Below are 25,398 nucleotides of genomic sequence, written 5' to 3' on the forward strand. Positions count from 1 at the left end.
CGACTGCCGCGCTGACAGGACCCCGACGAGGCGCTGGTCAGCCGCCCAGAGGCTGGCCGCTGATCGCGGACAGGAGCACAGTGGACAGACCGCCGCCCACGACCGCGGCTGCCAGGCCCACGCTGATCGCTCGCCAGGTGCTGCTGACCCAGCGCAGCAGGACGGCCACCACCAGGCTCACGGCCAGCGCCGCCGCGAAGCGGGTCAGGCCGCCGGAGAGCGAACCCAGCGCCTGCGACTCGTCGCCCTGCACCAGCGTGTAGACGGCGAAGAGGACCAGCGGCACCGCGTACCAGGCGAGGGTCGCGACGATCGCCGCGAACACGCCGCCAGGCGCGCGTGTGTATCCGTCATCGAGCTCGTCGGGCGTCGCCACGCGGCGCACGGCCGAGCCCAGCATGCGGTCGCGGCCGGCGTCGGCGGCCGCGGGGGTGCGCCACTCGGAGGCGGGCGCGGTGGCGGTGGCCCGGGCGGTCGCGGCCGCCGGGGCACGCCCCCCACTGGGCGCCGTGGGAGCCCGCCAATCGGTGGTGTGGCCGGGAGCCTCAGCGAGCGCTCGCTCGCGACCCGGAGCCTTAGCGCGGGCTCGCCCGCCGCCAGGTGCCTCAGCGAAGGTTTGCTCGCGGCCCGGCGCTTCGGCGAGGGCTCGCCCGCCGCTTGGCGCCTCGGTGGGGGCGCGCCAGTCGGAGCCGGTCGGGCGGCTGGGCGCCTCGGCACGGGCGCGCGGGGCGTCGGTGCCCCGGAAGACGGTCGTGGACGCGGCATCGCGGAACGCCGTGGGTCCGCCGCGCGCACCTGGCCGGTCGTCGTAGTCGAAGCCGGGCTCGTCCGGGAACGCCACCGCCGGCGACCGCGGGGCCGAGGACGGGATGCCCACCCACCGAGGGTCGTCGTCGGCCAGGCGTGCGTCGGAGGCGAAGGACCGGTCGGAAGCAGAGCGCCCACCAGGGGCGGCCAGTCGTCCATCGGACGCGAAGGGGACATCCGAGGAGCCGAGCCGGCCGTCAGAAGAAACGCGCCCGCCAGCGGAGGCAAGCCGGTCGTCGGTGGAGGCGAGCCGGTCGTCAGAAACGCCCCGCCCTCCGGACCAACGTCCGCCCGACTCGTCGGCGCGACCGCCAGAGGGGCCGGCAAGCCGCTCGTCGACCCGACCGCCCGACAGACCGGGCGCCCGCTCCTCCACGCGGGCGCTCGGCAGGCCAGCCGCCGGCTCGTCGGCGCGACCGGCGGGCCACCCTGAGACGGGCTCGGCGGGCGAGCCGGTGGAAATGCCGCCACTGGACCAGCCGGCGGAAGCCGCCTCGCTCTCCTGTGTGGTCGGCCAACGGCTCTCGGTCTGGTCTTGCCAGGAACGCCGCCTGCGTCCGGTCGTCGTGGGGTCGAGGCCCACCGCCCAGTCGGGGCGGCGCGGGCGGGACGGCGATGGCTCGCCACGCGCCGCGACCCACTCGCTGGTGTCGGTGAAGCTGTCGCGCTGCGGCGGGACGGCGGGACGCTCGGCGGAGCGCTGGCCGTGGCCGGCCGGCTCCTCCGGCAGCTCGTGCCAGTCGGGAGCGCGCCGCCGGCCACCGGAGCGACCACTGCCGGAACGGGGCGGTGTCAGCGGCTCACCGGTGTCGCGGTGCCACTCGCCGGTGAAGTCGCCGCGGGTCCACTCGCCCGTGTAAGCCTCGCGGGTCCACTCGCTCGTGCTCGCCGCGCCGACCCAACCGCTGGTCGGTGCCGCGGAGGGCGTCCAGCCGCTGGTCGGTGCCACCTCGGGCGAGAAACCGCCGGAGCGGCCACCGCGCTCGTCGGGCTCCTCGTAGCGGCTCCAACTGCCGGTGCTGTCCTCCTCGCCCTGGTCCCAGCGCGTGCGGGCACTGCGCCGCCCGTAGGGCCGGTCGTCGGCAGCCACGTCTTCCTGCTGGCGCCGGCGGCCCCGGTAGATGCTGCCCGAGGAGGAGCTTGATCTGGTGGACGAGGAACCGCCGGACGGGTAGCCGGCACCGCCGTCGAGATCGGCCCGGTGCGCGCCACTCGAGCGCTCCAAGCCATAGATCTCGCCGGTGTGATCCCAGCTCTGCGGGCGCGCCGCATCAGCGGACCGGCGCTCGCGCGGCCCGCGAGAGTCGTACCCCCAGTCCCGGTGGTCCACGGCCAAGCCGACCCTTCCGAATGTCTTTAGACCGCAACTGGCCCCTGAGGCACATCCGTCGATGGTCATGATATGCGGTGAGCAGGGCCTCGTCAGACCCGGAATTCTTCCTCCACACCTTGGGGACCGAGTCTGCCCACGTCACACCCTACCCGGCCGGTAATCCCCAGTTGTTATACACAGCCTGTGCACAGGCTGCACACACCCCCGCGGGTGACTGTCCACAGGTTGTCCCAAGGCTCGTCCACCGGCTTATTTGAGGTGTTGACCTGGGGTTTCGTATGGTGTCCGCTCGACCTCCGTGCGAACTGTCGTACCCGTACGGTTTGCTTGTGCGGAGTCGATCACGTGGGGGGAGGGGGAGGGGTGTCGGTCACGGATGACGTGCGGTCGGCGGGCCGCCCACCTGCCGATTCCCCGCCACCGGGCGGGCCCGGTGGCTTCGATGGACAGTTCGACAAGACGCCCCCACAAGACGTAGCGGCCGAGCAGTGCGTGCTCGGCGGCATGCTGCTCTCCAAGGACGCGATCGCCGACGTCGTCGAGATCCTCAAGCCGGGCGACTTCTACCGTCCGGTGCACGCCACCATCTTCGACGCGATCCTCGACCTCTATGGGCGGGGCGAGCCGGCCGACCCCATCACCGTGGCCGCCGCGCTGGCCGACACCGGTGACCTGGGCCGGGTCGGTGGCGCCCCCTACCTCCACACGCTCATCGCGAGCGTGCCCACCGCCGCCAACGCCTCCTACTACGCGCGCATCGTCGGCGAGCGGGCGGTGCTGCGCCGCCTTGTCGAGGCGGGCACGCGCATCGTGCAGCTCGGCTACGGCGCCGCATCGGGCGCGGGGCGCGACGTCGACGACGTGGTCGACCTGGCCCAGCAGGCCGTCTACGACGTGACGGAGCGGCGGGTCAGCGAAGACTTCGCGGTGCTCGCCGACATGCTCCAGCCCACGCTCGACGAGATCGAGGCGGTCGGCGCGCAGGGCGGCGTGATGACCGGTGTGCCGACCGGCTTCACCGACCTCGACCGCCTGCTCAATGGTCTGCACGCCGGCCAGCTCGTGATCGTGGCGGGTCGACCTGGTCTGGGCAAGTCGACGGTCTCGATGGACTTCGCCCGAAACGCGGCCATCCGGCACAACTGCGCCAGCGCCATCTTCTCGCTGGAAATGAGCAAGGTCGAGATCGTGATGCGTCTGCTCTCGGCCGAAGCGAGGGTGCCGCTGCACGTGTTGCGTTCGGGGCAGCTCTCCGACGACGACTGGACCAAGCTGGCCCGCCGCATGGGCGAGATCAGCGAGGCCCCGCTGTTCGTCGACGACACCCCCAGCATGAATCTCATGGAGATCCGGGCGAAGGCCCGCCGGCTCAAGCAGCGCCACGACCTCAAGCTGATCGTGGTCGACTATCTCCAGCTCATGACCTCGCCCAAGCGCACCGAGAGCCGCCAGCAGGAGGTCGCAGACCTGTCCCGTGGTCTCAAGCTGCTGGCCAAGGAGGTCGAGTGCCCGGTGATCGCGGTGAGTCAGCTCAACCGTGGTCCCGAGCAGCGCACCGACAAGCGCCCGCAGCTGTCCGACCTGCGTGAGTCGGGCTCGATCGAGCAGGACGCCGACGTGGTCATCCTGCTGCACCGCGACGACTACTACGACAAGGAGTCACCGCGGGCCGGCGAGGCCGACTTCATCGTGGCCAAGCACCGAAACGGCCCCACCGACACCGTCACCGTCGCCGCCCAGTTGCACCTGTCGCGCTTCGTCGACATGGCGATCGTCTGACGCGGTGACCACAATGGACCGCCGGGGGCGCGGCGGCCTTCGTCGCCGCGCGAAACAGATTTGGGCTACCGCGATGTCCGTCGGGGTCCGGACCGTTGCTCCCGCGGCCTCGCCCTCCGCGGCCCCACGACCCGGCCCGGCGGGGGCGGACCCGCCGGACCGGACGAACGCCGTCAGTCGAAGAGCTCACCGAGGAAGCCGCGGTGGCGCTTCTTGCGGTGGTAGTGGCCGTGGTAGCCGTAGTGCCCACCGCCGTAGGCCGGGGCCGGCGCCGGCGGGTAACCGTGGGCCGGCGGAGGCGGGGGCGGTGGGGCCCCGTATCCACCACCGGGCGGCGGCGGGGGCGGAGGCGCGTATCCACCGCTGGCCGGGGCCGGCGGGCGCTGGCCAGCGGGCGCGGAGTGCTGCTGGTTCCAGTTGGACTCGGCCTCGAACAGCTTCTCCAGCTCACCTCGGTCGAGGAAGATCCCGCGACACTCGCCACACTGGTCAATCGTTACGCCGCTGCGCTCGTACGTGCGCATCTCGCCGTGGCACTTCGGACAGGTCATCTGCATCCCTCGAAGGTACCGGGTGACGACACTCACGACCCGAAGCGCGACCGCCGCGTGACGCCCGGTCGGGTCAGTGCCCAGCCACCTCGGCATCGGGGTTCGCGGACCACGAGCACGTCGAGCGGTGCGTGGAGCCGTGCCGCCGCCGGGGCGCGAGTCACACGCGGGTACGAAGATCAGAAGAGCCGGCCCAGCCCCACGCCCACCACGGCCGCCCCGATGCCGGCGAGGAGTGTGACCGCCACGTTCCACAACGCGCGCCGGGAGCGCCCCAGCTCGTACGTCTCCAGCGCGAACGTCGAGTACGTCGTCAGCGCACCGCAGAACCCGATCCCCACCAGCGTGCCGACCCATCCCGGCAGCCCGCTGCCGAGCCCGGCGAGCAGGCCGAGCAGCGCCGAGCCGGCGACGTTGACCCAGACGGTGGGCCACGGCAGCGCGAAGCGGACCAGATAGCGCGTGACCGCGCCGACCGCGCCACCGACCAGTACGAGCACCAGCGTCACGCCGGCCTCCGAAGTAGACGGTGGCCGGCCCAGACCGCGACGAGCGCGGCGGCCAGTGTGCCGAACACGTACGCCAATGCGGCCAGCGGGCGGCCGGCGTCGGCGAGCGTCCACGCGTCCACCGCGTACGTGGAGTAGGTCGTGAAGCCGCCCAGCACGCCCGTGCCCAGAAACGGCATGGCCAGCCGGTGGCGCGGCGCCAGCCCGGCCAGCACGCCGATCGCCAGGCAGCCGGTCACGTTGACCGCGAGCGTGGCCCAGGGGAAGCCGTCGGTCGCGTGTGGCCAGGCGACGCCGGCACCGTACCGGGCGGCCGCGCCGAGCGCCCCGCCCACGGCCACGACAGCAGCCGCGTCCCACGCTGGGCGGCGACCCATGCCGGGCGTCGCAGGGCCGGTACCCAGGCGAGGAAGGCGACCGGATACAGCAGATATCCGAACCGGGTCGAGGGCATGAGCAGGATCGCGGTGAGCAGCCCGTACCCGCAGATGGTGGCAGCGGCGGCGGCCGTGCGCGGCGGGCGGCGGACGAGCCAGACGGCGATCGTCACCGCCGCGGCCGCGAGCAGCGCGCCGGCGATGGCGCGGCCACCGGGGAGGTTGGACGCGATCAGATAGCCGGGGAACGGCGACTGCGCCGGGCTCGTCACCACCCCCTCGCCGAGTGGGAAGCGGATCACGTTGTCGACCAGCGCGTTGGCGTCGACCAGCACGGCGGGCAGGAGCGCCGCGGCGGGCAGCCCGATCGCGCCGGCCGCGAGCCGCGCCGCCGGCCGGCGTCCCGCGGTCAGCGCGAGCACCAGCAGCACGGCCACGACCGGCCACGCGAAGAGCTTGAGCGCGGCGGCCACTCCCACCGCGACCCCCGCCGCGCCGTAACGCCGCGCCGTGCACAGAGTCAGAGCCAGAAGACACAGCGCGAGTACGGGCACGTCGTCACCGCCCGTCGCCAGAGTCAGCGGTACGAGCGGCAGCACGGCGCTGAGCTGGAGGGCGCGCAGCAGCGCGGGTCCCCGCTCGAGCAGGCGGACGGCGAGCCCCAGCGCGGCGATCGTGACCAGCGCGAACCAGATCCGGGAATCCGTCCACCACGCGTCGCCGGCGAGCGCCCGGGGCAGCCCGAAAAGCGCCATGCCCGGCTGGTACGGCAGGTAGCCGAGCAACTGCTCCCCCGCCGGCAAGGTGGCGATGGTGTCGCTGGAGAGGTACGGCGTGCCGTGGTCGAGCAGGCGCTCACCGCCGTGCTCGACGACGACCACCTCCTCCTGCGCCCGGTCGGTGCGCCCGTCCGCGCGCTGCACGGCCTGCACCACCATCGGCAGCAGCGCGGTGGTGGCGAAGGCGAACGCGGCGATGAGCGTCCTCCCCCGCGTACCCGATCGGCCGGTCACCATCTGGACCCCGACGGCGATGGCCGCGAGCGCGTAGCCGGCGGTGGCGACCGCCCCCCACGCACGGTGCGGCAGCAGCGTGGAGGTGGCCGCGGTGATCGCGGCGAAGACCGCGGAAAGGCCGTAGAGGGCCAGGTCGGCGGGGAGCGTGCGGTTTCGGATGGCGGCCGCGACGTTCACGCGGGCAAGTGTGGCAGGCGGTCTCCGCGGTTGCGGCCACCGGGCCGGCGGTTGGGCGACAGCCGGATGACCGAGCCCTCGTCGTGCAGCGCGGGCGCGAGCGTGCCGGGGCGCCCGCCGGAGCCGCGGTGCAGCGCGGCGAGGAGGCGGGCCGGGGGCATCGGGCGAGCGAAGAGGTGCCCCTGCCCGGCGGTGCAGCCCATCTCCCACAGCGCCCGCCGCTGCGGCTCGCTCTCCACTCCCTCGGCCACCACGACGAGGTTGAGGCTGCGCCCCAGGTCCAATGTGGAGCGGATGACCGCCGCCGCCTCGGGCGAGGTCTCCATCTCGCGCACGAAGCCGCGGTCGATCTTCAACTCGTGTACCGGAATGCGGGAGAGCACCGACAGCGACGAGTAGCCGGTGCCGAAGTCGTCGAGCGCGAGGCGTACGCCCGCGTCGCGCAACTGCCCCAGCACCTGGTCGACCACCTCGAGCTGGCTGATCGTGAGCGTCTCGGTCAGCTCCAGGAAGAGGCGGTCGGGCGGCAGGTCGTGAGCGCGCAGCCGGGCCACCACCGAACTCGGGAAGCGCGGGTCGAGCAGGCTGCGCGGCGAGACGTTGACCGCGACCGGCAGGTCGAAGCCGGCGTCGCGCCAGGTGCCCGCCGCGGTCAGCGACTGGTCGAGCACCGCGTCGGCGAACGCCGGCAGCAGCCCGGAGCGCTCTACCGTCTCCAGGAACCGCAGCGGGTCGAGGTCGCCCCGGTCGGGATGGCGCCAGCGGGCCAGCGCCTCTGCGGCCACCACCTCCCCGCTGGCCAGGTCGACGATCGGCTGGAACGTCACGGTGAACTCGTGCTGGGTCAGCGCCCGCGGCAGGTCGCCGCCGAGCGCGAGGCGGCCGACGTCGGCGGTGTCGCGCGTGCGGGCGTACGTGGCGGTGCGCTGGCCGGAGCGCTTGGCCTGGTACATCGCGACGTCGGCCCGGCGCAGCAGCTCGGCCATGCCACCGCTGCCGGGCGCGACCGCGATGCCGCCGCTCGCCTCCACGCTGATCCGCATGCCGTCAAGCGACATCGGCTCGTGCAGCGCGGCGAGCAGCCCTTCGGCGCGGTGTGCCGCGATGGCGGGCGCGGGCAGCCCGGTGATGAGCACCGCGAACTCGTCTCCGCCCAGCCGCGCGACCAGGTCGTCGGGGCGGGCCTCCCGACGCAGCCGCTGGGCCACCTCGACAAGCACGCGGTCGCCGGCGGCGTGCCCGAGCGTGTCGTTGACCTCCTTGAAGTGGTTGAGGTCGATCAGCACCAGCGCGGTGACCCCGTCGGCGTGGCGGTTGGCGAGCCGCTCGGTGCCGTGCTCGAGCAGCTGCCGGCGGTTGGCCAGCCCGGTGAGCGCGTCGTGTGCCGCCGCCTTCGCGTGCTCGGCGGCGACCCGGGTCAGCTCCTCGTACGCCGAGGCGTTGCGCACCGCCGTGCAGAGGGCGGAGGCGAAGGTGCGCAGCGTGTACCGCTCGCGCTCGGAGAGCTTGACCGGGCTGCGCAGCCGCAGCCGCAGCTCGCCGACGCTGGCGCTGCCGTCGTGCCCCTCCAGCGCGCGCGGGATCACCGTGCCGGTGGTGGCCGGCGCGTCGGCGGCGGGCCCGTCGTACGTCACGCCGTCGGCGTTGCCTCGCACCAGCCGGGGCTGGCCGTGCAGCTCGACCTCGACCTCGTCGACCGAGAAGAGCTCGGCGGCGCGGGTGACCGCACTGATCAGCACGGCGTCGAGGTCGACGTCGTTGAGCGCGTCGGTGGCCTGCGCCAGCCGCTGCCACGCCTCCCGCTCCACCCGTTGGCGAAGCCGTGCGGAGTATGCGAGGTGGAGGCTGAGCACGAGCGGTGGCATGGCCAGGAGCAGCAGGCTGTCTGCCTGGAGGATGGCCAACGTGCACGTGACCACGAGGTAGTGCACGACGAAGCTGGCCAGGCGCAGATCCCAGTTGGCCTGAAAACGGCGGAGGATCGGGGTGCCGGCGGCGAGGGCGATGACGGGGATGGCGAGGATGTCGTCGAGGAACGCGGTGACGAGGTAGGCGGCGCTTAGCGGACCGACGATATCCAGTACGCCGGCGGCTCCTGCGGCCTGCCACTCCCACCCCACCAGCAGCAGCACCATGCCCGCGCCCGCCGCCACCAACATGTTCTTGGCGACGGCGAAGACGAACTTGATGAGTGGCAGGCGGATGAAGAACGCGGCGACGGCCACCCCGAGACCGACACACAGCAGGGCCCAGCTCAGCGGCACGACGGCCACCGCGATCATGATGGCGGCGTCGGTCCACGCGGTGTAGTGGGTGGCCGAGCGGATCCGGACCGGCGACTTGACGATCATCGCGAGCGCCACAAGCAGCACGAGCGTGGCGAGGATCGCGAGATCCCTGGCGCTGGACGGCGGGTTGGCGGCGACGGCCCGGCCCGCGAGAAGGGCAGCACAACCAGCTAATACGACGACGAGACCGACAAGCCGCACTAGCCGCTGATCGGTCTCAGTCTCTCGTCGTGTTGTCTGGGCCACACCGGTCCCTGGCGCCGACTGATCGTACGGGTTGACGGTACTTTACTCCCGCGATCGTGGCGCGAAGTCAGGCTTTGTCAGCCCCATTCGCTGCTGCGCATGACGTCTCCCCTTCGTCCCGCACGCACATCGCGGAATTGCTTTCCGCTATGCGCCAATCCGACCCCCGTCTTACTGACTCGGAGCCTAAGGTAGGGGTCGCGCAGTTAGCATCAATAAGTGTCGTAATGCGCAGCATTAGCAAGTAAGGCCCGGATTGTCACGGGCTGTCCTCATTTGTGGACAGAGCGCAATCGCACTGCTATCGAGCGCGTTTCCGCTCCACCTACAGTTGCCGCCCCGGTTGCCTTATGGAAAGGAGTCGATCTTGTAGATCGCCTGCTCACATGCTGTCGTGCAAGGCAGAACGGTACAGCAGATGACCAATAGGCGCATTGTGAGCCGCGTGCCAATGCGGACGCACGTTCCGATCGGCTGCCTATTTGATCAGATACCCAAAAGCTCTTCGATACCTGATCTCATCCGGCCCGAGAAGCGCGGACTGCAACGCCTGGAAATGCAACGTGGGGCGTCGAAGCCCGTTGCGATCGCCGAGGTCCCGCGAAGGGAATGTCCTATTAGGACCGTTGCGGGCAATGGCGGGCCCGGACGTCCGAGTCACCTCGCTTCGGCTGGGAGCTTAAGCTCACCTGGTGACGGATTCCGCCCATCTCACGCACGTAGACGAAGCCGGCGCCGCCCGCATGGTCGACGTCTCCGCCAAGTCGGTCTCGGTGCGCCGCGCGGTCGCCGCCGGGCGCCTGCGCACCACGTCCGAGGTCGTCGACCTGCTCCGCCGGGACGGCCTGCCGAAGGGAGACGCCCTGGCCGTGGCCAGGGTCGCCGGCATCATGGGCGCCAAGCACACGCCCGACCTCATCCCCCTGTGCCATCCGATCGCGCTGCACGGCGTGACCGTCGACTTCGAGCTGGCCGGCGAGAGCGTGGAGATCACGGCGAGCGCCAAGACCGCCGACCGCACCGGTGTGGAGATGGAGGCGTTGACCGCCGTGGCCACCGCCGGGCTCGCGCTGATCGACATGGTCAAGGCCGTCGACCCGGCCGCCTCGATCGAGGGGGTACGCGTGCTTCGCAAGGAGGGCGGCAAGACCGGCGACTGGGTCCGCCCCGAGGATCGCCCGTGATCCGGGCCCGCGTGGTCGTCGCCTCCAACCGGGCGGCCGCGGGCGTCTACGCCGACACCAGCGGCCCCCTGCTCGTCGACGGGCTGCGCGAGCTGGGCTGCGAGGTGGACGAGCCGGTGGTCGTACCGGACGGCGAGCCGGTCGGCGCGGAGCTGCGTCGCGCCCTCACGGACGGGATGGACGTGGTGCTGACCAGTGGCGGCACCGGCATCTCACCGACCGACCGCACTCCCGATGTGACCCGCGAGCTGCTCGACTACGAGGTGCCGGGCATCGCCGAGGCGATCCGGGCACACGGGCGGGAGAAGGTGCCGACCGCCGCGCTCTCCCGCGGGCTGGCCGGGGTCGCCCGCCGTACCCTCGTGGTCAACCTCCCCGGCTCGAAGGGCGGGGCACGCGACGGCCTGGCCGTGCTCGGACCGCTGCTCGCGCACGCCGTAGATCAGCTGCGTGGCGGTGACCACCTGGGGATAGGCTCGTCCGGTGGGCACTGAGACGGCTCCGGTCGCCTGGGCGCGGGCGCGTTCGCTGGTGTACGAGGCGGGCCTGGCCGCAGCACAGCCGGCGGTGCACGTGCCGCTCGCCGAGGCCGACGGCCACACGCTGGCCGCGCCGCTGACCACGCTGACCGACCTGCCCGCCTTCCCGACCTCCAGTGTGGACGGTTGGGCGGTGCGCGGGCCCGGGCCGTGGCGCGTGGTCGGGCGGGTCCTCGCCGGCAGCAGCCCGGCCCCGCTCGACCAAGACGGCACGACCGTCGAGATCGCCACCGGCGCGATGCTGCCCGAGGGCGCCACCTCGGTGCTCCGCGTGGAGGAGTCGACACACACGCCCGAGGGGCTGGTGGCCGGCACGCCCCGGGCCCAGCCCGAGTGGCGCGTGCCCGGCGACGAGGCACACCGCGGCGAGGTGCTGCTCCCCGCCGGCGCGGCGGTCAACCCCGGCGTGATCGGCCTGGCCGCCTCGTGCGGCTACGACACGCTGCCGGTGCGCCGCCCGCCCCGCGCCGCCCTGCTGGTCTTCGGTGACGAGCTGCTCACCACCGGGCTCCCCGGCGCCGGCCGGGTCCGTGACGCGCTCGGCGCGCCGGTGCCGGCCTGGCTGCGGCGATACGGTGCGGAGCCAGGGCTCTTCGTCGGCCCGGTGGAAGACACGCTCAGCGCGCACATCGCCGCCATCCGCAAGGCCCTCGACGCGGCCGAGCTGGTGTGCACCACGGGCGGCACCATGCGTGGCCCGGTCGACCACCTCCATCCGGCGCTGCGTGAGCTGGGCGGGGAGTACGTGGTCAACACGGTCGCCGTACGCCCCGGCTTCCCGATGCTCCTGGCCCGCGTGCCCGGCCCCGACGGTCGCCCCCGCTTCCTCGCCGGCCTCCCCGGCAATCCGCAGTCCGCGATCGTCGCGCTGGTGTCGCTCGTCGCGCCGCTGCTGGCCGGGCTGCACGGTCGCCCCGCGCCGGCGCTCCCCACGATCACGCTGGCCGAGGCGGTGCCGGGGCGCGGGGGGTACACGCATCTGGCGCTGGTCCGCGTCGACCCGGTAGACCGCGTCGCGCATCCGGTGCGCCACGTCGGCTCGGCCATGCTCCGCGGGCTGGCCCAGGCCGACGGCTTCGCGGTGATCGAGCCGGAGACGACCGGCGAGCCGGGGGCGACAGTGCCGTTCGTGCCACTCCCCCTCTTTTCGGGAGAGCGTCCATGACCGCCGACAGCCTCGTCGCGCTCCTCTCGGTCACCACCGAGCCGCTCGACCTGGCCGCGCACGAGGCCGCGGTCTCCGAGCGGCGGGCCGGGGCGGTGGTGTCGTTCCAAGGTGTGGTGCGCGACCACGACCACGGGCGCACGGTGACCAAGCTGGAGTACGAAGGTCATCCCTCCGCCGAGGCGGTGCTCCGCGAGGTGGCGACCGAGATCGCCGCCGACCCCGAGGTCTACGCGGTGGCCGTCTCCCACCGCGTCGGTCCCCTCGAGATCGGCGACGTCGCGCTCGTGGCCGCGGTGAGCACCGCACACCGGGCCGCCGCCTTCGCCGCCTGCGCCCGCCTCGTCGACGAGGTCAAGGCGCGGCTGCCGATCTGGAAGCACCAGATCTTCACCGACGGCACCGACGAGTGGGTCAACTGCCCCTGAGCGCCTGGTCGGGCTGGCGCGGCTCCTCCGCCACCTCGCGCGGCTGCACGGACTCGGGGCGCCGAGGGCGCAGCACCGTGTTGCCGACCGTGTACGACGGGCCGTAGAAGGCCGGCTCGGCACCGGGCCGCCAGGGCAGCGCCGCCAGCAGCACGATCAGCGACAGCGCGAGGGAGTTTTCCATCAGCGCGCCCCACAGCCCGTCGGCGTAGTGGGAGACCTGCGGCAGGCGGTGCTCGTACGGCCAGATGGGCGAGCGCACGAAGAGCACGTAGATCGCCACGGCCGCCAGCGCGTGCCGAATGCCGGTCAACGCGGGGAACCAGCTCGGCACGCGCAGGCCGGTGAGCGCGGAGAGCCCCGAGGTCACCGGCCTGGGCCGCCGGATCGGCCCCCGGCTCGCGTCGCGTCGTCGCAGTGTCCCGTCGACCAGGATGATCATCGCCGGGATCACGTACAACAGGTGGTGCGACCAGGAGATCGGGCTGATCACATTGGTGGTGAGCCCGACCAGCGTGAACGCGGTCAGCTCGTCACCGTCGGCGTGCGCGTGCGAGGCGCGGGAGAGCCCCACGGCGAGCAGCAGCAGCGAGAACGTCAGCCAGAGCAGGGTGGGCGCGGTCACCGAGTCGTACATGCGGGCGAGCACGCCGGCGAGCGACTGGTTGGGCGTCATGTCGGCCGCGCCCACGCGCTCGGTCTGCCAGAGCACGCTGGTCCAGTACGTCATCGACTCGCGCCCGGCCACCGCGAAGGTCGCCACCGTGACGCCGACCGCGGTGGCGATCGCGGTGAAGGCGACCCGCCACTGCCGCGTGATGATCAGGTAGACGATGAAGAGCGCGGGGGTCAGCTTGATCGAGGTGGCCAGGCCGATGCCGGCGCCGGCCCACGCCCCGCTCGCCCAGAAGCGGGCGAGCTGCCCGCGCCCACTGAGGAGAGAGCGGCTCGGGCCCCGGCCGCGCCAGCGCAGCGCCACCAGGTCGGCGAAGATCAGGGCGAAGAGCAGCAGGTTGACCTGGCCGTAGCCGAGCGTCTCGCGGACCGGCTCGGTGGCCAGGGCCAGCGCGGTCGCGATGCCCACGACAAACCAGAGCGACCAGCCGTATCGGCGGGCGATCGGGGCGAGCAACGCGGCGAGCACCACCGCGAGGGCGGCGAGGCTGGCGATGACGTTGATGACGCCCGCGGCCTTGACCGAGAAGATCGCCATCGGCAGCATCGCGAGGCCCGCGAAGGGTGGGTAGGTGAAACCGAGTGTCGTGCCCGGTGCGATGAACTCGTAGATCTCGTTGCCGCCCGCCCACCAGGCCACCGCACCGTGGTAGATCTTCATGTCGAAGAAGTCATACGGACGCCCGTACGCCTCGATGGCGCGCCAAGCAGCGTAAAAGGCCCCGGCCACAATGCCGATCCGAATGACGACCCACAGGTCGATCTCACGCAACACGCGGCGGACTGGGGCGAGGCGGCCCATCCGTCTCCCGACGGTCGCCGGCATGGCGTGGCCACCCCCGTACCGATGTCGTACTTCCCACCCAGGTCCGCCTAGCAGCCTAGAACGGCCTGTCACTCCAGTACCTCCTGCGTTACCCGACCGTGTCCGATCCCACACTGGTTCGCGACATTTCAAACGGGTTAACGTACGGTGAGTAGTTCAGGTGATTCATGTCGGTTATCCGGGCAGGTGACGAGCTGCCGCAGCCGACTTCATCGCGATGCGGGCGTCCCGCCGCGCGGTGCGGATGCTGCGCCTGATCGAGCGCCGGCTGTCATCCATGAAGCGTCCCGTGCGCCAGGTGAGACTCGGCTGACCCTCGGTGTCGGCCGCGGCCAGGAGCAGGCCGCCGAGCATGCTGATGTTCTTCAGGAAGTGGATCTGATTAGCCCGCCGTTCGTCCGGGTCGCCCTGCTCCCAGAACGCGTGACCGGCCAACGTGGTCGGCACGAGCGTGCCCGCCAGCGTTGCCGCGGCGGCGCGGCGGCCACGGCCGGTGACCAGGAGCAGCCCGGCGACCGCCTGCACCGCGCCGTTGAGCCGGACCAGTGAGCGCGCGTCGGTGGGCAACTGGACCGGCGCCTTCTCCAGCATCGGGGCGACCAGGTCCGTGACCCGCTTGGCTTTCGCCACGTAGGGATCAGGGTTGACCACCGCCCGCGCGCCGTTGGCCACGAAGATCGCACTGAGCATGGCACGAGCCACGGTACGTACGGGTGTCATGCGCTCTTCATACCCGCTCGGGGTGCCGGTTATCCCACGGTCCGCAGGTATCGGCCGAAGTGTGGCACCGTGAACGCGACCGTCCCCCGCTCGCCCGAGTAGATCAGTCCCTTCTTGATGAGCGCGTCGCGGGCCGGCGAGAGGCTGGCCGGCTTGCGCCCCAGCGACTTGGCGATCTCGGCGGTCGGCACGGCCGCGTCCATGTCGTCGGTCGACTCTTCAGTGGCGGAGAGCGTGGCCATCGCCCGCATGTACTCCCGCTCGGCCGGCGTGGCCCGCTCGTACCGCGAGCCGAAGAAGCCCACCGCCAGCTCCGCCTCGGCCTCGGGCGCCGCCACGCGTACGTCTTCCGACGTGATCGGCGTGCGTGGCGCGTGGTCCCAGGTCGCCTTCCCGTAGGCCTGCACGAAGTACGGATAGCCGCCGGACTTCTCGTAGAGCAGGTCGAGTGCCTTCTGCTCGTACTCGACATCCTCTCGGGAGGCCGGCGCGCCGAGCGCCTGGTCGGCGGAGAGCCGGTCGAGCCGGTCGATCCGCTGGTACCGGAAGAGCCGCTCGGAGTACGACTTGGCGGCGGAGAGCACGGCCGGCAGGTGCGGCAGCCCGGCGCCGACCACGATCAGCGGCGCGCCGAGCTGGGATAGCTCGTGGCAGGCGGCGCAGAGCGCGGAGATGTCCTCCGGCCCGAGATCCTGCATCTCGTCGATGAAGAGCGCGATGCCGGTGCCCACGTCGGTCGCCACGCTCGCCGCGTCGGTGAACAGCTCCACCAGGTCGATCTCGATGTCGCCCGAGTCGGCCCGCCCGGCCCGCGCCGGCACGTCGATGCCGGGCTGCCAGCGGTCGCGGAGCTTGGCGTTGGCCGCGTTGGTACGCAGGGCGAACGCCTTGAGCACGCCGAGGAACTCGTCGATCCGGTCGGGAGCGCGGTGGTGCGGCGCCAGCTCGCGCACGGCCATGTGCAGCGCCGCGCTCACCGGCCGGCGCAGCGACTGGTCGGGGCGCGCCTCGATCTTGCCGGTGCCCCACAGCCGCCCGATGGCCTGCGAGCGGAGCGTGTTGAGCAGCACCGTCTTGCCGACGCCGCGCAGGCCGGTGAGCATCAGGCTGCGCTCGGGGCGGCCGCGGGCGACCCGCTCCAGCACGACGTCGAAGACTTCCAGCTCGCGGTCGCGGCCGGCGAGCTCAGGCGGCCGTTGCCCGGCGCCCGGCGCGTAGGGGTTGCGGACCGGATCCACGTATCGCACCGTATCGGCTCGTCTATGGCAGAACCTAGAAAGCCGTATAGGCGTGTCGAGGGAAATCGACAGAAGAATAGCGCCGTCTAGCTTGATCGCTAGACGGCGCTATAAGCGGTTATCGGTAAGCGGTTATCGGTGGCGCTCGCCGCGCTCGCCCCCGCTGGCGGAGGTGCCCGAGGCTATCGCTGCTTGAGGCAGAGCACGAAGTCGAGCGGGTTGAGCTCGCTGTCGAAGAAGTAGTGGAACTGGTAGCCCTCGACGGTCTTGCACTTCGTCTCGTAGTCGATGGTGCCGTCGAAGCGCGCCAGCACCTCGAACGTCTTCGACCCACACTCGACGATCTTGAGAACCGGCTGGTCGTTGGAGCCCTCGTTGACCACGCACTGGCCAGCCTTGACAAACCTGGCATCGGTGGAGTTTTCCGGCGCGGGAGTGGCATCCTGCGTCGGCTCGGGCTCAGGCGCGCCGCCGGGCTCGCCGGTCGGATCGCCCGGTGCCGGAGTGGTCTGCTGAGTCAGGGGCGTCTCGCCGGAGCCGCCCAGCTTGACCACGGCCGCCACGCCGCCCGCCACGACCAGCAGCGCCAGCGCCACGATCACGAAGATCAGCGCGCGGCTGCTCTTCTTGGGCGGCGGCGGGGGCACCGGCTGGCCCCACACCGGCTCGGTCGGAGGCACCGGCGGGTAGCCGGGCTGGTCGTACTGCCGGGTCGCCCCGTATCCCTGGCCGCCCTGGTCGTGACCCGAGCGCCCCTGGTCGTAACGCGAGCCGCCCTGGTCGTAGCCCTGGTCGTAGCCGCGGTCGTAACCGCCGCCGCCCTGCCCGTAGCCAGGCTGCTGGTATCCGCCCTGGTCGTAGCCGCCCTGGTCGTATCCTGGATAGGGAGCAGGGGAGGCGGGACCGGCCGGTGGCGTCGACGCCGGCTGCCCACCCCACGGGTCCGGCTGGCCGCCCCAGGGGTCGGATGGCTGCCCGTACGGATCCTGCGGCTGCCGCCCCCACGGCTCCTGCGGCGGGCCGGGATATGGCCCGTAGTTAGACATGTGACAGCCCTCCCACTGCGATGCTCCCGGTCACCGTAGCGTGGCGACCCCCTCGGCATACCTCCCGGAAGCGCGCCAATCTCACCGGCTCAATCTGTCAGAGGAGGCGCAGTTGGCGGTCCTTGGGTCGGCGGGGTCCGGCGTCGCCGAGCCGCTCGAAGAGGCCACCGTCGATGGCGTTCAGGAACGGTGTCGGCCTGGCCTCACGCTCCGTGCCGAAGCGGGTACGGCGGGCGGTGTGGCTGATGTACAGGCGGTCCTGCGCCCGGGTGACGCCGACGAAGAACAGGCGCCGCTCCTCGGCGAGGTCGTCGTCGGTCGGGGGCCGGCCGGGAAGCCGCAGCGGGAGCAGCCCGTCTTCGCAGCCCACCAGGAAGACCACCGGAAACTCCAGGCCCTTCGCGGCGTGCAGCGTGAGCAGCGTGACCGCCTCGGCGCGCGGGTCGAGCGCGTCGACCTCGGCGCCCGTCGCGAGCTGCGACAGGAACAGCTCCAGGTCGTCGCCGCACCGGTGGGCCAGCGGGGTCAGCACCTCGACCGCCGCCCAGATGTCCTCTGGGCTGGTCGCCGCCGGCGCGTCGAGCGTGGGCGCGGTGAAGCGCTGGGCGAGCACCTGGCCGGCCAGCCGTACGCGGGCCGCGATCGATCCGCCCAGCCCGTCGGCGTGGCGCAGCTCACGGGCGATCGCCCCGACGCCACTGCGGTCGCGCAGCCGGTTGTGCGAGCGCTTCTGCACCGGGATGCCGGCCCGGGACAGCGCCTCGATGATCGGGGCGGCCTGCGCGTCGGTCCGGTACAGCACCGCCACGTCGGCGAAGGAGATGGTCGAGGAGCGGCCGTCGATCCGCCCCGAGTCGAGCGAGCGGTGCGAGACGCCGCCGACCAGCTCGTCTACGGTGCGGCGGACGAAGTCGGCCTCGTCGGCGGCGGTGCTCGCGGGGTACAGGCCGAGCAGTGGCGCCTCCGGGTCGAGCCGCGCCGGGTCGAGCCGCCGACCGTTCACCAGCGTCGAGGGGGCGATTGCCTGCACGGCGGCGGCCACGATCGGTGCGGCCGAGCGGTAGTTGCGGGTCAGCCGTACCAGCCGGGCGTCGGTGAAGTCCTGCGAGAACCGAAGGAAGTACGCGACGTCGGCGCCGCGGAACGAGTAGATCGCCTGGTCGGGGTCGCCGATCGCGCACAGGTTGCCGTCCGGCGGGCTGAGCAGGCGGAGCAGGTCGTACTGCGTGGCGTCGACGTCCTGGTACTCGTCCACGAAGATCCACCGCCACCGGGCCCGGTAGCTGTCGACCAGCTCCGGGTCGTCCCGCAGCAGCGCGACCGGCAGCTCGACCAGTTCGTCGAGGTCGACCAGGTTTTGCTGGCGGAGCACCTTGACGTACGCCTCCGGGTCGTCGCCCGCCTCGGCGCGCGCCTCCGCCCGCTGGGCGTCGTCAGCGACCCCGAACCCGGCGGTGAGCCCGGCCGCCTCCGGATGCTCGCGGAGGATCGCGAGGCCCAGCGAGTGGAAGGTGGCGACCGTGACGTCTTCGGCGACCGGCCCGAGCAGCCCGTCGAGCCGCTCGCGCAGTTCCTCGGCCGCCCGCCGGGTGAAGGTGATCGCCAGGCAGTGCTCGGGATAGACGTTCAGCTCGGCGCAGAGGTACGCGATGCGGTGGGTCAGCGTGCGGGTCTTGCCGGTGCCCGGGCCGGCCACGATCAGCAGCGGCCCGCCCGGTGCCGAGGCGGCGACCCGCTGGAGCGCGTCGAGGCGGTCGAGCAGGCCGGTGCCGACCTCCTCCATCCCGGAGAGCATCGGCTCGAACGGCTCGTGCGGCGAGGCGGGCGGTGCGATGGGCGGGGCCGCCTTGGGCGCGCGCGGGGCCTTCGGCGCCTCCGCCTTGCGCCGGGGTGTCGGCTCGGCCGGGCGGCGTTGCGCCGGCACCGGTATGTCGAACAGCGCGTCCGGCTGGTGCGCGTTACTACCGCCGCGGGGCAGCTCGTCGGGCTGGAAGATGCTGATCACGCCGTACTCGCCGTCGTACCCCGGAATCCGCCGCACCTGTCCGCGGCGCAGCCGGCCGATCGCCTCGGCGAGCAGCTCGCCCCCGGCCTGGCCGATGTCGGCGAGCGGCGTACGGGTGAGGATGTGCAGCTCCGAGCCGAGCGCCGCGACGAGCGTGTTGACCTGCCCGTCGACGGTCTTGGAGCGCGGCCCCACGCCGTGGATCTCGCCGACGATCTGCGGCAGCGACAGCAGGTGAGTCACCTGCTTGGCCCCGGCGCGCGACCCGGTGCGGTCGGCGAGGTCTTCGACCCGGCTGAGTACGCCCACGGTCAGCGGCTTGCCGCACTCGGGGCAGAGCCCGCCGGCGGCGCGGGTCTGGTCGGGCTGCCAGTTGACCCCGCAGGCGCGGTGGCCGTCGGCGTGGTACTTGCCCTCTTCCGGGAAGAACTCGATCGTGCCGTGCAGCCCGTTGCCGGTGCGCAGCGCCTCGCGGATGCCGTAGTAGTCGCGCGGCGCGGTCAGCTCGGTCGCCTCGCGGGCGAGGGCCGGCGGCGAGTGCGCGTCCGAGTTGGACACCAGCTGGTAGCGGTCGAGGCTGGACACGCGCCAGTTCATCTCGGGGTCGGAGGAGAGGCCGGTCTCCACGGCGAAGATGTGGTCGGCGAGGTCGGCGTAACAGTCCGCGATGGCGTCGAAACCCGACTTGCTGCCGAGGGCGGAGAACCACGGGGTCCAGATGTGCGCCGGCACGAGGTATCCGTCCGGGCTCGCCTCAAGCGTGATCTCCAGCAGGTCACGCGAGTCGAGGCCGAGGATGGGGCGTCCGTCGGCGCCAAGGTTGCCGATCCGGCCGAGCGCGGTGTTGAAGCGGGACACGGCGTCGAGGTCGGGCAGGTAGATGAGGTGGTGGACCTTGCGCGTGCGGTCGTCGCGCTTGTAGATGGTGGAGATCTCCACGCTCAGCATGAAGCGCACCGGGTCGGCCTCGGCGGTGCTGGCCAGCCGAGGCGGCAGCCGGCGGGCGATGTCACGCTCCGTATCCGGGCTGAGACGGTAGAGCCCCGGCTCGGCGGGGTGGAGGGTCTCGCGCAGGTGATCGTGCCAGGCGGGGTGGGTGAAGTCACCGGTGCCGAGCACGCTGACGCCCTTGCGCCGCGCCCACCAGGCCAGGTTGGGAAGGTTCAGGTCGCGACTGCAGGCGCGGGAGTACTTCGAGTGGATGTGGAGGTCAACAACGTACGGTTCGCTGCCGGTCGAGCTGTCCTGAGGTGCAACGCTGAACGGAGGCACGCCGCATAGTGTCATGCCTACCTCGTTCGGCGCTTGTTGCCACGCGCGCGTGACGCCTACTACTGGCTGTTCAGCTCTACCAGGGTCACCTGAGGGGGTGCGCCGACGCGTACGGGCGGCCCCCAGAAGCCGGCGCCGTTCGTGACGTACACCTTCGTGCCGTCGACGGTGCCGAGGCCGGAGACGATCGGCTGTTCGAGGCGGACCAGCACGCTCCACGGCACCATCTGCCCGCCGTGCGTGTGGCCGGAGAGCTGGAGGTCGACGCCGTACTTCGCGGCGTCTACCGCCTGCACCGGCTGGTGTGCCAGCAGCACGGTCGGGCGGTTGGGGTCGCGCCCGTCGAACGTCTTGGCGAAGTCGGGACCGTCGTCGAACTCCCTGCCGGCGATGTCGTTGACGCCCGCGAGGTCGAGGCCCTCGATCTCCAGCCGCTCGTTGCGCAGCGGGCGGAGGCCGAGGCGGGCCACCTCGTCGACCCACTCCTGATACTCCGTGAAGTATTCGTGGTTGCCGGTGACGAAGTAGGCGCCGTAGCGGGAGCGGAGGCGCTGAAGCGGGGCGGCGGCCGAGCCCAGCTCCTCGACCGTGCCGTCGACCATGTCGCCGACGACCGCCACGATGTCCGCGTCCATGTTGTTGATCATGTTGACGATCCGCTCGGTGTGGCTGAGACCGCGCATCGGGCCGAGGTGGATGTCGGAGACGAGCGCGATGCGCAGCCCGTCCATCGTGCGCGGCAGCCGGGCGATCGGGATGGCGACCCGGTCGAGCTGGGGGGGGCCGAGGGCGGTGCGGATGCCGTACCCGGAGATGCCCGCGGCCGTGAGCCCGGCGAAGATGGCCACGCCGCGGGCCAGGAGGAGGCGGCGGTCCGGGCTGTGGTCGAGCGGCACCTCGCCCGCGGGCGTCTCGACCGCCGGGCCGGCGGCACCGACCAGCGCGGGCTCCGGCGCGTGGGGGACGGCCGCGGCGGCGGCCCGGCGCCGATGGCGCAGCCACAGCTTGGCGACCAGCATCGGGATCTCGAGGGCGACCAGCACGACGATCAGATAGAACATGACCGCCAGCCAGAGGTAGCCGGGCCAGGCCAGCCACCAGTGTCCCGCGCGCGTGCCGATCAGCGTCGTGGGCACGAGCACGGCCAGCACCGCGGCGGCGACCGAACCGGCGCGGCGCCAGCGGCCCGGTCGCGTGGTGTCACGGACGAGGCGCTTCCACAGGTAGAGGTGGATGAGGCCGATCACGGCGAACGCGAACGCCAGGAACCCGATCATCCGCTCGCTCAGCCTCCGGCGAAGGGGGGCAGGACGTCGACGGTCGATCCGCCGGGCAGTGCCGCGCGGCGGTCGTGGCAGGCGACGCCATCGACCAGGAAGCTGGCCGCCTTGAGCACCGTGCCGAGCCGCTCGCCCCGCCGCGCCGACAGCTCGGCCGTGAGGTCGTCGAGGCAGAGGCCGGCGGGGGCCAGCTCTTCTGGTACGCCGGCGGCGGCTCGCGCACCGGCGAAGTAACGCACCGTGATCGAGTCGGCGGTCACGTCAGCCACCGATCGCGGACATCGGGCGGGCCGGCTGAAGGAACTGCGGGTCGTCGATGCCGTGGCCGGCCCGCTTCGCCCACATCGCCGCACGCCACCGGCGGGCGATCTCCTCGTCGGCGGCGCCGTCGCGCAGCGCGCCCCGCAGGTCGGACTCCTCGGTCGCGAAGAGGCAGTTGCGCACCTGGCCGTCGGCGGTGAGGCGGGTGCGGTCGCAGTCGCCGCAGAAGGGGCGCGTGACGCTGCCGATCACGCCGACCCTCGCCGGCCGGCCGTCGGGCGTGGTGAAGCCGTCGACCAGCCAGGTCTCGGCGGGCGCGCCGCCGCGCTCGGCCGGGTCGGGCAGCAGCGTGAACTCCGCCTCCAGCACGGCCAGGATCTCCGCCGCCGTGACCATGCGCGAACGATCCCAGGCATGCTGGGCGTCGAGCGGCATCTGCTCGATGAAACGCAGCTCGTAGCCCTCCGCGAGGGCGAACCGCAGCAGCGCGGGCGCCTCGTCCGCGTTGACGTCTCGCATGAGCACCGAGTTGATCTTGACGGGAGTGAGGCCGGCGGCGCGGGCGGCCGAGAGCCCGGCCAGCACGTCGGGGAGCCGCCGCCGATGGGTCAGCCGCTCGAAGCGCTCGGCGTCGAGCGTGTCCAGCGAGACGTTGACCCGGTCGAGCCCGGCGTCACGCAGTGGCCGGGCGAGCTTGTCGAGGCCGATCCCGTTGGTGGTCAGCGAGATCCGGGGGCGGGGCGTCAGCTCCCCCACCGCCGTCACGATCTTCGCCAGGCCGGGGCGGATCAGCGGCTCGCCGCCGGTGAAGCGCACCTCGTCGACCCCGAGCCGCTCGACCGCGACCCGGATCAGGCGGATCACCTCGTCGTCGGTGAGCACCGCCGAGTTGGGCAGCCAGGGCAGGCCCTCGGCGGGCATGCAGTAGACGCAGCGCAGGTTGCAGCGGTCGGTGAGTGAGACCCGCAGGTCGGTCGCCACCCTCCCATACCGGTCGACGAGCCCTGCGTTGGTCATCTCTCGACGTTACCGCGTCAGGCGCGGAGCGCGGCCTCAGCCGTTGTACGGACGGCGGATCGGTAGGCCGCGCCGAAGAGAGCGGTGTGCACGAGCATGAGGTGCAGTTGGTGTACCGGCACGCGTGCCTCCCACCCCTCCGCCAGCGGCCACGCCTCCTGGTAGGCGGCGAGTACCCGATCGAGGTGAGGCACGCCACCGAAGAGGGCGAGCTGCGCCAGGTCGGTCTCCCGGTGGCCGCCGTGCGCGGCCGGGTCGACGAGCCAGGCGCGACCGTCGGCCGCCCACAGCACGTTGTCCGGCCACAGGTCGCCGTGGATGCGGGCGGGCGGCTCGCTCCCGCCGTACCCCTCGATGCGGGAGAGCACGCGCTCGACCAGCGCGACGTCGGGCGCGGAGAGTGCGCCGTTGTCGGCCGACATGTGCAGGTACGGTGCCAGCCGCCGCTCGGCGAACCACGCCGGCCACGGCCCGGCGGAGGGCGTGTTGTCCGCGGGCAGCGCGCCGATGAAGCCCGGCCACTGCGCCCCGAAGACCTCCGCGCCGGCCCGGTGGGTCGCCGCCAGGTCGCGCCCCAGGCGCTCGGCCGCCTGCGGCAGCGCCGAGCCGGGCTCGACCCATTCGAGCGCGAGCAGGTCGGGGAGTGCGGCGATCACCTCCGGCACGGGCGCGCCGCCGGCGTCGCGCAGCCACCGCAGCCCCGCGGCCTCCGTTTCGAAAAAGCCATCGGGTACGGGCGCCGCCGCGCCGCCCCACGCCTTGGCGAACAGGGATGCGCCGTCGTCGAGCGTGAGCCGGGACGCGGTGCAGATGCTCCCCCCGGGCACCGGTGTCTCCCGGATCCGCTGATGGGTCAGGAATGCGGGGAGATGCTCAGGATGCGCCCGAAGGTACGCGAGGTCCATGGCGACCACTCTTACCAAGTGGGTGTCGCCACCGGGTCAACAGGGGTAAGCATGACGTCATGGCGGTGACGATCCGTTCGTACCGGCCCGGCGACCACAGCGCCGGCCGGCGGTTGTGGGTCGAGTTGGCCGAGCGGCACCGGGCACTCTACGACGACCCCGGCTTTGGTGGGACCGATCCCGGTGCGGCGTTCGAAGACTATTTGACCCGGTTGGACCTCTCCGGGATGTGGGTGGCCGACCACGGCGAAGACGGTGTGGTGGGGCTGGTGGGCCTGATCATGAAGGGCCGGGCCGGCGAGGTGGAGCCGGTCGTGGTGACCGAGTCCCGCCGCGGCCAGGGCATCGGGCGGGCGCTGCTCGGCCACGTGGCCGACGAGGCGCGGCGGCGGGGCCTGGCCTATCTGACGATCTCTCCCGAGTCGCGCGACGTGGACGCGATCCGAAGCCTGCACGGGGCGGGATACGACGTGCTCTCCGCGCTGCGGCTCACGCTCGATCTGGGGAAGCGGGAGCGGCCTGGGCGGCAGGAGATTGATATCCACGAGCTTCGATTTAGGTCCTGACCTGCTCGACTACTGAGCGTGCCTGTGGATAACCCGCGTGTCGTCCACAGGGCCTTCTGATCTCACCCTGGGCGGCACCAAGCTCCCCGGCATGACCACACCGCTCGCCCTTCGCACGCCGGTCGATTTGATCGCCGCCATCCCCTTCCTGCTCGGCTTCCATCCGCGCGACAGCGTCGTCGTGGTGGGGCTCCGTGCCCGCCAGGTGGTCTTCGCCGCCCGTGGTGACCTCGGCGAGCCGCCCGGCTTTGTGGAATACGTGACGTCCGTGGTCATGCGGCAAGATGTCGACACCGCCGCGGTGGTGGGCTACGGCACCGACGAGCGGGCGCGCGAGCCGGTCACCGCGATCCGCGCGGCGCTGGAGCGGCACGGGGTCGGCGTGCTCGACGTGCTGCGGGTCGCCGGCGGGCGCTACTGGTCCTACGCGTGCGGCCGCGACGGCTGCTGCCCGCCCGACGGCACGCCCTACGACGCGGTGGCCAGCCCCATCGCCGCCGCCGCCACACACGCGGGGCAGGTGGCACTCCCCGACCGCGACACGCTCGTGCGGCAGATCGAGCCGGTCGGCGGGCGCATGCGCGAGGCGATGCGCCAGGCGACCGATCGGGCCACCGAGCGGCTCGCCGGCATGCTCGTCACCTCGCCCCCGGGCGACCTGCTGGGCCGCCGCCTGCTGCGCCGGCTGGGCGTCGCGGCGGTGCGCGAGTCGATGCGCCGCCACCGCGAGGGCGGCCAGTTGACCGACGACGAGGTGGCGTGGTTGACGGTGCTGCTCGTGCACCTGCCGATCCGTGACTACGCCTGGGAGCGCGTGGGCGCCGAGGAGTGGCACCTGGAGCTGTGGATCGACGTGCTGCGCCGGGTCGAGTCCCACCTGGTGCCGGCGCCGGCGTGCCTGCTCGCGTTCGCGGCCTGGCGGTGTGGGCAGGGCGCGCTGGCGGTCGCGGCGGTGGAGCGGGCCAAGCGGTCCGACCCCGGCTACTCGATGGCCCGCCTCCTCGACGACGTGCTGCACCGGGGCATCCCACCGTCCACTCTGGACGACTTTCCGGTGCCGGCGCACGCCCGGGCCGGCAGCCGCCGCCCGCGTCGCCGAGCCCTGCCTGATGGATCGCTCGGTGGTGCGGCGCTTTGAGGCGGCGTCTTCCTTCGCCGTCCCGAAGACCACCCCACGAAAACGCTCCG

22 protein-coding genes are annotated in these 25,398 nt (G+C 72.4%); 7 read left to right on the forward strand and 15 right to left on the reverse strand.

Features of this window, described 5'->3' with window-relative positions:
- Positions 1–37: 37 nt before the first annotated feature.
- Positions 38–2,032 (reverse strand): hypothetical protein, encoded by a 1,995-nt coding sequence (locus ACFFIA_RS35450; RefSeq protein WP_377259904.1) that lies wholly within the window; start codon positions 2,030–2,032, stop codon positions 38–40.
- Between the two features lie 471 nt (positions 2,033–2,503).
- Between ACFFIA_RS35450 and dnaB the strand changes: the two genes are divergently transcribed.
- Positions 2,504–3,919, forward strand: coding sequence for a replicative DNA helicase (gene dnaB / locus ACFFIA_RS35455; RefSeq protein ID WP_377259907.1), 1,416 nt, complete (start codon positions 2,504–2,506; stop codon positions 3,917–3,919).
- Between the two features lie 173 nt (positions 3,920–4,092).
- Here dnaB and ACFFIA_RS35460 read toward each other — a convergent pair whose 3' ends face one another.
- From ACFFIA_RS35460 to ACFFIA_RS35480, 5 genes are all read right to left on the reverse strand, one after another.
- Complete coding sequence (locus ACFFIA_RS35460) at positions 4,093–4,476, reverse strand: TFIIB-type zinc ribbon-containing protein (RefSeq protein ID WP_377259910.1); 384 nt, start codon at positions 4,474–4,476, stop codon at positions 4,093–4,095.
- Between the two features lie 173 nt (positions 4,477–4,649).
- Positions 4,650–4,979: a fluoride efflux transporter FluC gene (locus tag ACFFIA_RS35465; RefSeq protein ID WP_377259913.1), complete on the reverse strand. Its 330-nt coding sequence runs from the start codon at positions 4,977–4,979 to the stop codon at positions 4,650–4,652.
- The gene (crcB, locus tag ACFFIA_RS35470; protein ID WP_377259916.1) at positions 4,976–5,320 is read right to left on the reverse strand and encodes a fluoride efflux transporter CrcB; all 345 of its coding nucleotides are present in this window, start codon (positions 5,318–5,320) and stop codon (positions 4,976–4,978) included. Before crcB ends, ACFFIA_RS35465 begins: the two co-directional genes overlap by 4 nt.
- Positions 5,215–6,549: a glycosyltransferase 87 family protein gene (locus tag ACFFIA_RS35475; RefSeq protein WP_377259919.1), complete on the reverse strand. Its 1,335-nt coding sequence runs from the start codon at positions 6,547–6,549 to the stop codon at positions 5,215–5,217. The genes crcB and ACFFIA_RS35475 overlap by 106 nt, the downstream gene beginning before the upstream one ends.
- Positions 6,546–9,083 carry a putative bifunctional diguanylate cyclase/phosphodiesterase gene (locus tag ACFFIA_RS35480; protein WP_377259922.1) on the reverse strand — a complete coding sequence of 846 codons (2,538 nt, stop codon included), beginning with the start codon at positions 9,081–9,083 and terminating at the stop codon, positions 6,546–6,548. The genes ACFFIA_RS35475 and ACFFIA_RS35480 overlap by 4 nt, the downstream gene beginning before the upstream one ends.
- A gap of 692 nt (positions 9,084–9,775) precedes the next feature.
- Between ACFFIA_RS35480 and moaC the strand changes: the two genes are divergently transcribed.
- The 4 genes from moaC to ACFFIA_RS35500 are packed head-to-tail and all read left to right on the forward strand — an operon-like array spanning position 9,776 to position 12,399.
- A complete protein-coding gene (gene moaC, locus ACFFIA_RS35485) occupies positions 9,776–10,267 on the forward strand; it encodes a cyclic pyranopterin monophosphate synthase MoaC (RefSeq protein WP_377259925.1) in 492 nt (163 codons plus the stop codon).
- Positions 10,264–10,761 carry a MogA/MoaB family molybdenum cofactor biosynthesis protein gene (locus ACFFIA_RS35490; RefSeq protein ID WP_377259928.1) on the forward strand — a complete coding sequence of 166 codons (498 nt, stop codon included), beginning with the start codon at positions 10,264–10,266 and terminating at the stop codon, positions 10,759–10,761. Before moaC ends, ACFFIA_RS35490 begins: the two co-directional genes overlap by 4 nt.
- Positions 10,751–11,971: a molybdopterin molybdotransferase MoeA gene (locus ACFFIA_RS35495; RefSeq protein WP_377259931.1), complete on the forward strand. Its 1,221-nt coding sequence runs from the start codon at positions 10,751–10,753 to the stop codon at positions 11,969–11,971. The genes ACFFIA_RS35490 and ACFFIA_RS35495 overlap by 11 nt, the downstream gene beginning before the upstream one ends.
- Positions 11,968–12,399, forward strand: a complete 432-nt coding sequence (locus ACFFIA_RS35500) for a molybdenum cofactor biosynthesis protein MoaE (protein ID WP_377259934.1) — start codon at positions 11,968–11,970, stop codon at positions 12,397–12,399. The genes ACFFIA_RS35495 and ACFFIA_RS35500 overlap by 4 nt, the downstream gene beginning before the upstream one ends.
- Here ACFFIA_RS35500 and ACFFIA_RS35505 read toward each other — a convergent pair.
- The 9 genes from ACFFIA_RS35505 to ACFFIA_RS35545 all read right to left on the reverse strand — a co-directional run bounded on the left by ACFFIA_RS35505 (position 12,386) and on the right by ACFFIA_RS35545 (position 23,644).
- Positions 12,386–13,900, reverse strand: a complete 1,515-nt coding sequence (locus ACFFIA_RS35505) for a glycosyltransferase 87 family protein (RefSeq protein ID WP_377259937.1) — start codon at positions 13,898–13,900, stop codon at positions 12,386–12,388. The genes ACFFIA_RS35500 and ACFFIA_RS35505 overlap by 14 nt on opposite strands.
- Positions 13,901–14,074: 174 nt before the next feature.
- Positions 14,075–14,620 carry a DoxX family membrane protein gene (locus ACFFIA_RS35510; RefSeq protein WP_377259940.1) on the reverse strand — a complete coding sequence of 182 codons (546 nt, stop codon included), beginning with the start codon at positions 14,618–14,620 and terminating at the stop codon, positions 14,075–14,077.
- A gap of 29 nt (positions 14,621–14,649) precedes the next feature.
- A complete protein-coding gene (locus ACFFIA_RS35515) occupies positions 14,650–15,858 on the reverse strand; it encodes a DUF8462 domain-containing protein (protein WP_377259942.1) in 1,209 nt (402 codons plus the stop codon).
- Between the two features lie 182 nt (positions 15,859–16,040).
- Positions 16,041–16,904: an LppU/SCO3897 family protein gene (locus tag ACFFIA_RS35520; protein ID WP_377259945.1), complete on the reverse strand. Its 864-nt coding sequence runs from the start codon at positions 16,902–16,904 to the stop codon at positions 16,041–16,043.
- Between the two features lie 97 nt (positions 16,905–17,001).
- Positions 17,002–20,181, reverse strand: coding sequence for a UvrD-helicase domain-containing protein (locus ACFFIA_RS35525; RefSeq protein WP_377259948.1), 3,180 nt, complete (start codon positions 20,179–20,181; stop codon positions 17,002–17,004).
- Positions 20,182–20,240: 59 nt separating this feature from the next.
- Entirely contained in the window at positions 20,241–21,458 is a 1,218-nt protein-coding gene (locus ACFFIA_RS35530; protein WP_377259951.1) for a metallophosphoesterase, read from the reverse strand.
- Positions 21,459–21,466: 8 nt separating this feature from the next.
- The gene (locus tag ACFFIA_RS35535) at positions 21,467–21,730 is read right to left on the reverse strand and encodes a MoaD/ThiS family protein (protein WP_377259954.1); all 264 of its coding nucleotides are present in this window, start codon (positions 21,728–21,730) and stop codon (positions 21,467–21,469) included.
- Positions 21,723–22,739, reverse strand: a complete 1,017-nt coding sequence (gene moaA / locus ACFFIA_RS35540) for a GTP 3',8-cyclase MoaA (protein ID WP_377259957.1) — start codon at positions 22,737–22,739, stop codon at positions 21,723–21,725. The genes ACFFIA_RS35535 and moaA overlap by 8 nt, the downstream gene beginning before the upstream one ends.
- A 17-nt stretch (positions 22,740–22,756) precedes the next feature.
- Positions 22,757–23,644 (reverse strand): fructosamine kinase family protein, encoded by an 888-nt coding sequence (locus tag ACFFIA_RS35545; protein WP_377259960.1) that lies wholly within the window; start codon positions 23,642–23,644, stop codon positions 22,757–22,759.
- Positions 23,645–23,703: 59 nt separating this feature from the next.
- Between ACFFIA_RS35545 and ACFFIA_RS35550 the strand changes: the two genes are divergently transcribed.
- Both ACFFIA_RS35550 and ACFFIA_RS35555 read left to right on the forward strand, forming a co-directional pair.
- Positions 23,704–24,210: a GNAT family N-acetyltransferase gene (locus ACFFIA_RS35550; protein WP_377259963.1), complete on the forward strand. Its 507-nt coding sequence runs from the start codon at positions 23,704–23,706 to the stop codon at positions 24,208–24,210.
- 91 nt (positions 24,211–24,301) lie between these two features.
- Positions 24,302–25,348 (forward strand): DUF4192 domain-containing protein, encoded by a 1,047-nt coding sequence (locus ACFFIA_RS35555; protein WP_377259966.1) that lies wholly within the window; start codon positions 24,302–24,304, stop codon positions 25,346–25,348.
- Positions 25,349–25,398: the final 50 nt, after the last annotated feature.

Source organism: Phytohabitans kaempferiae (genome assembly GCF_042433955.1).
Classification (GTDB): domain Bacteria; phylum Actinomycetota; class Actinomycetes; order Mycobacteriales; family Micromonosporaceae; genus Phytohabitans; species Phytohabitans kaempferiae.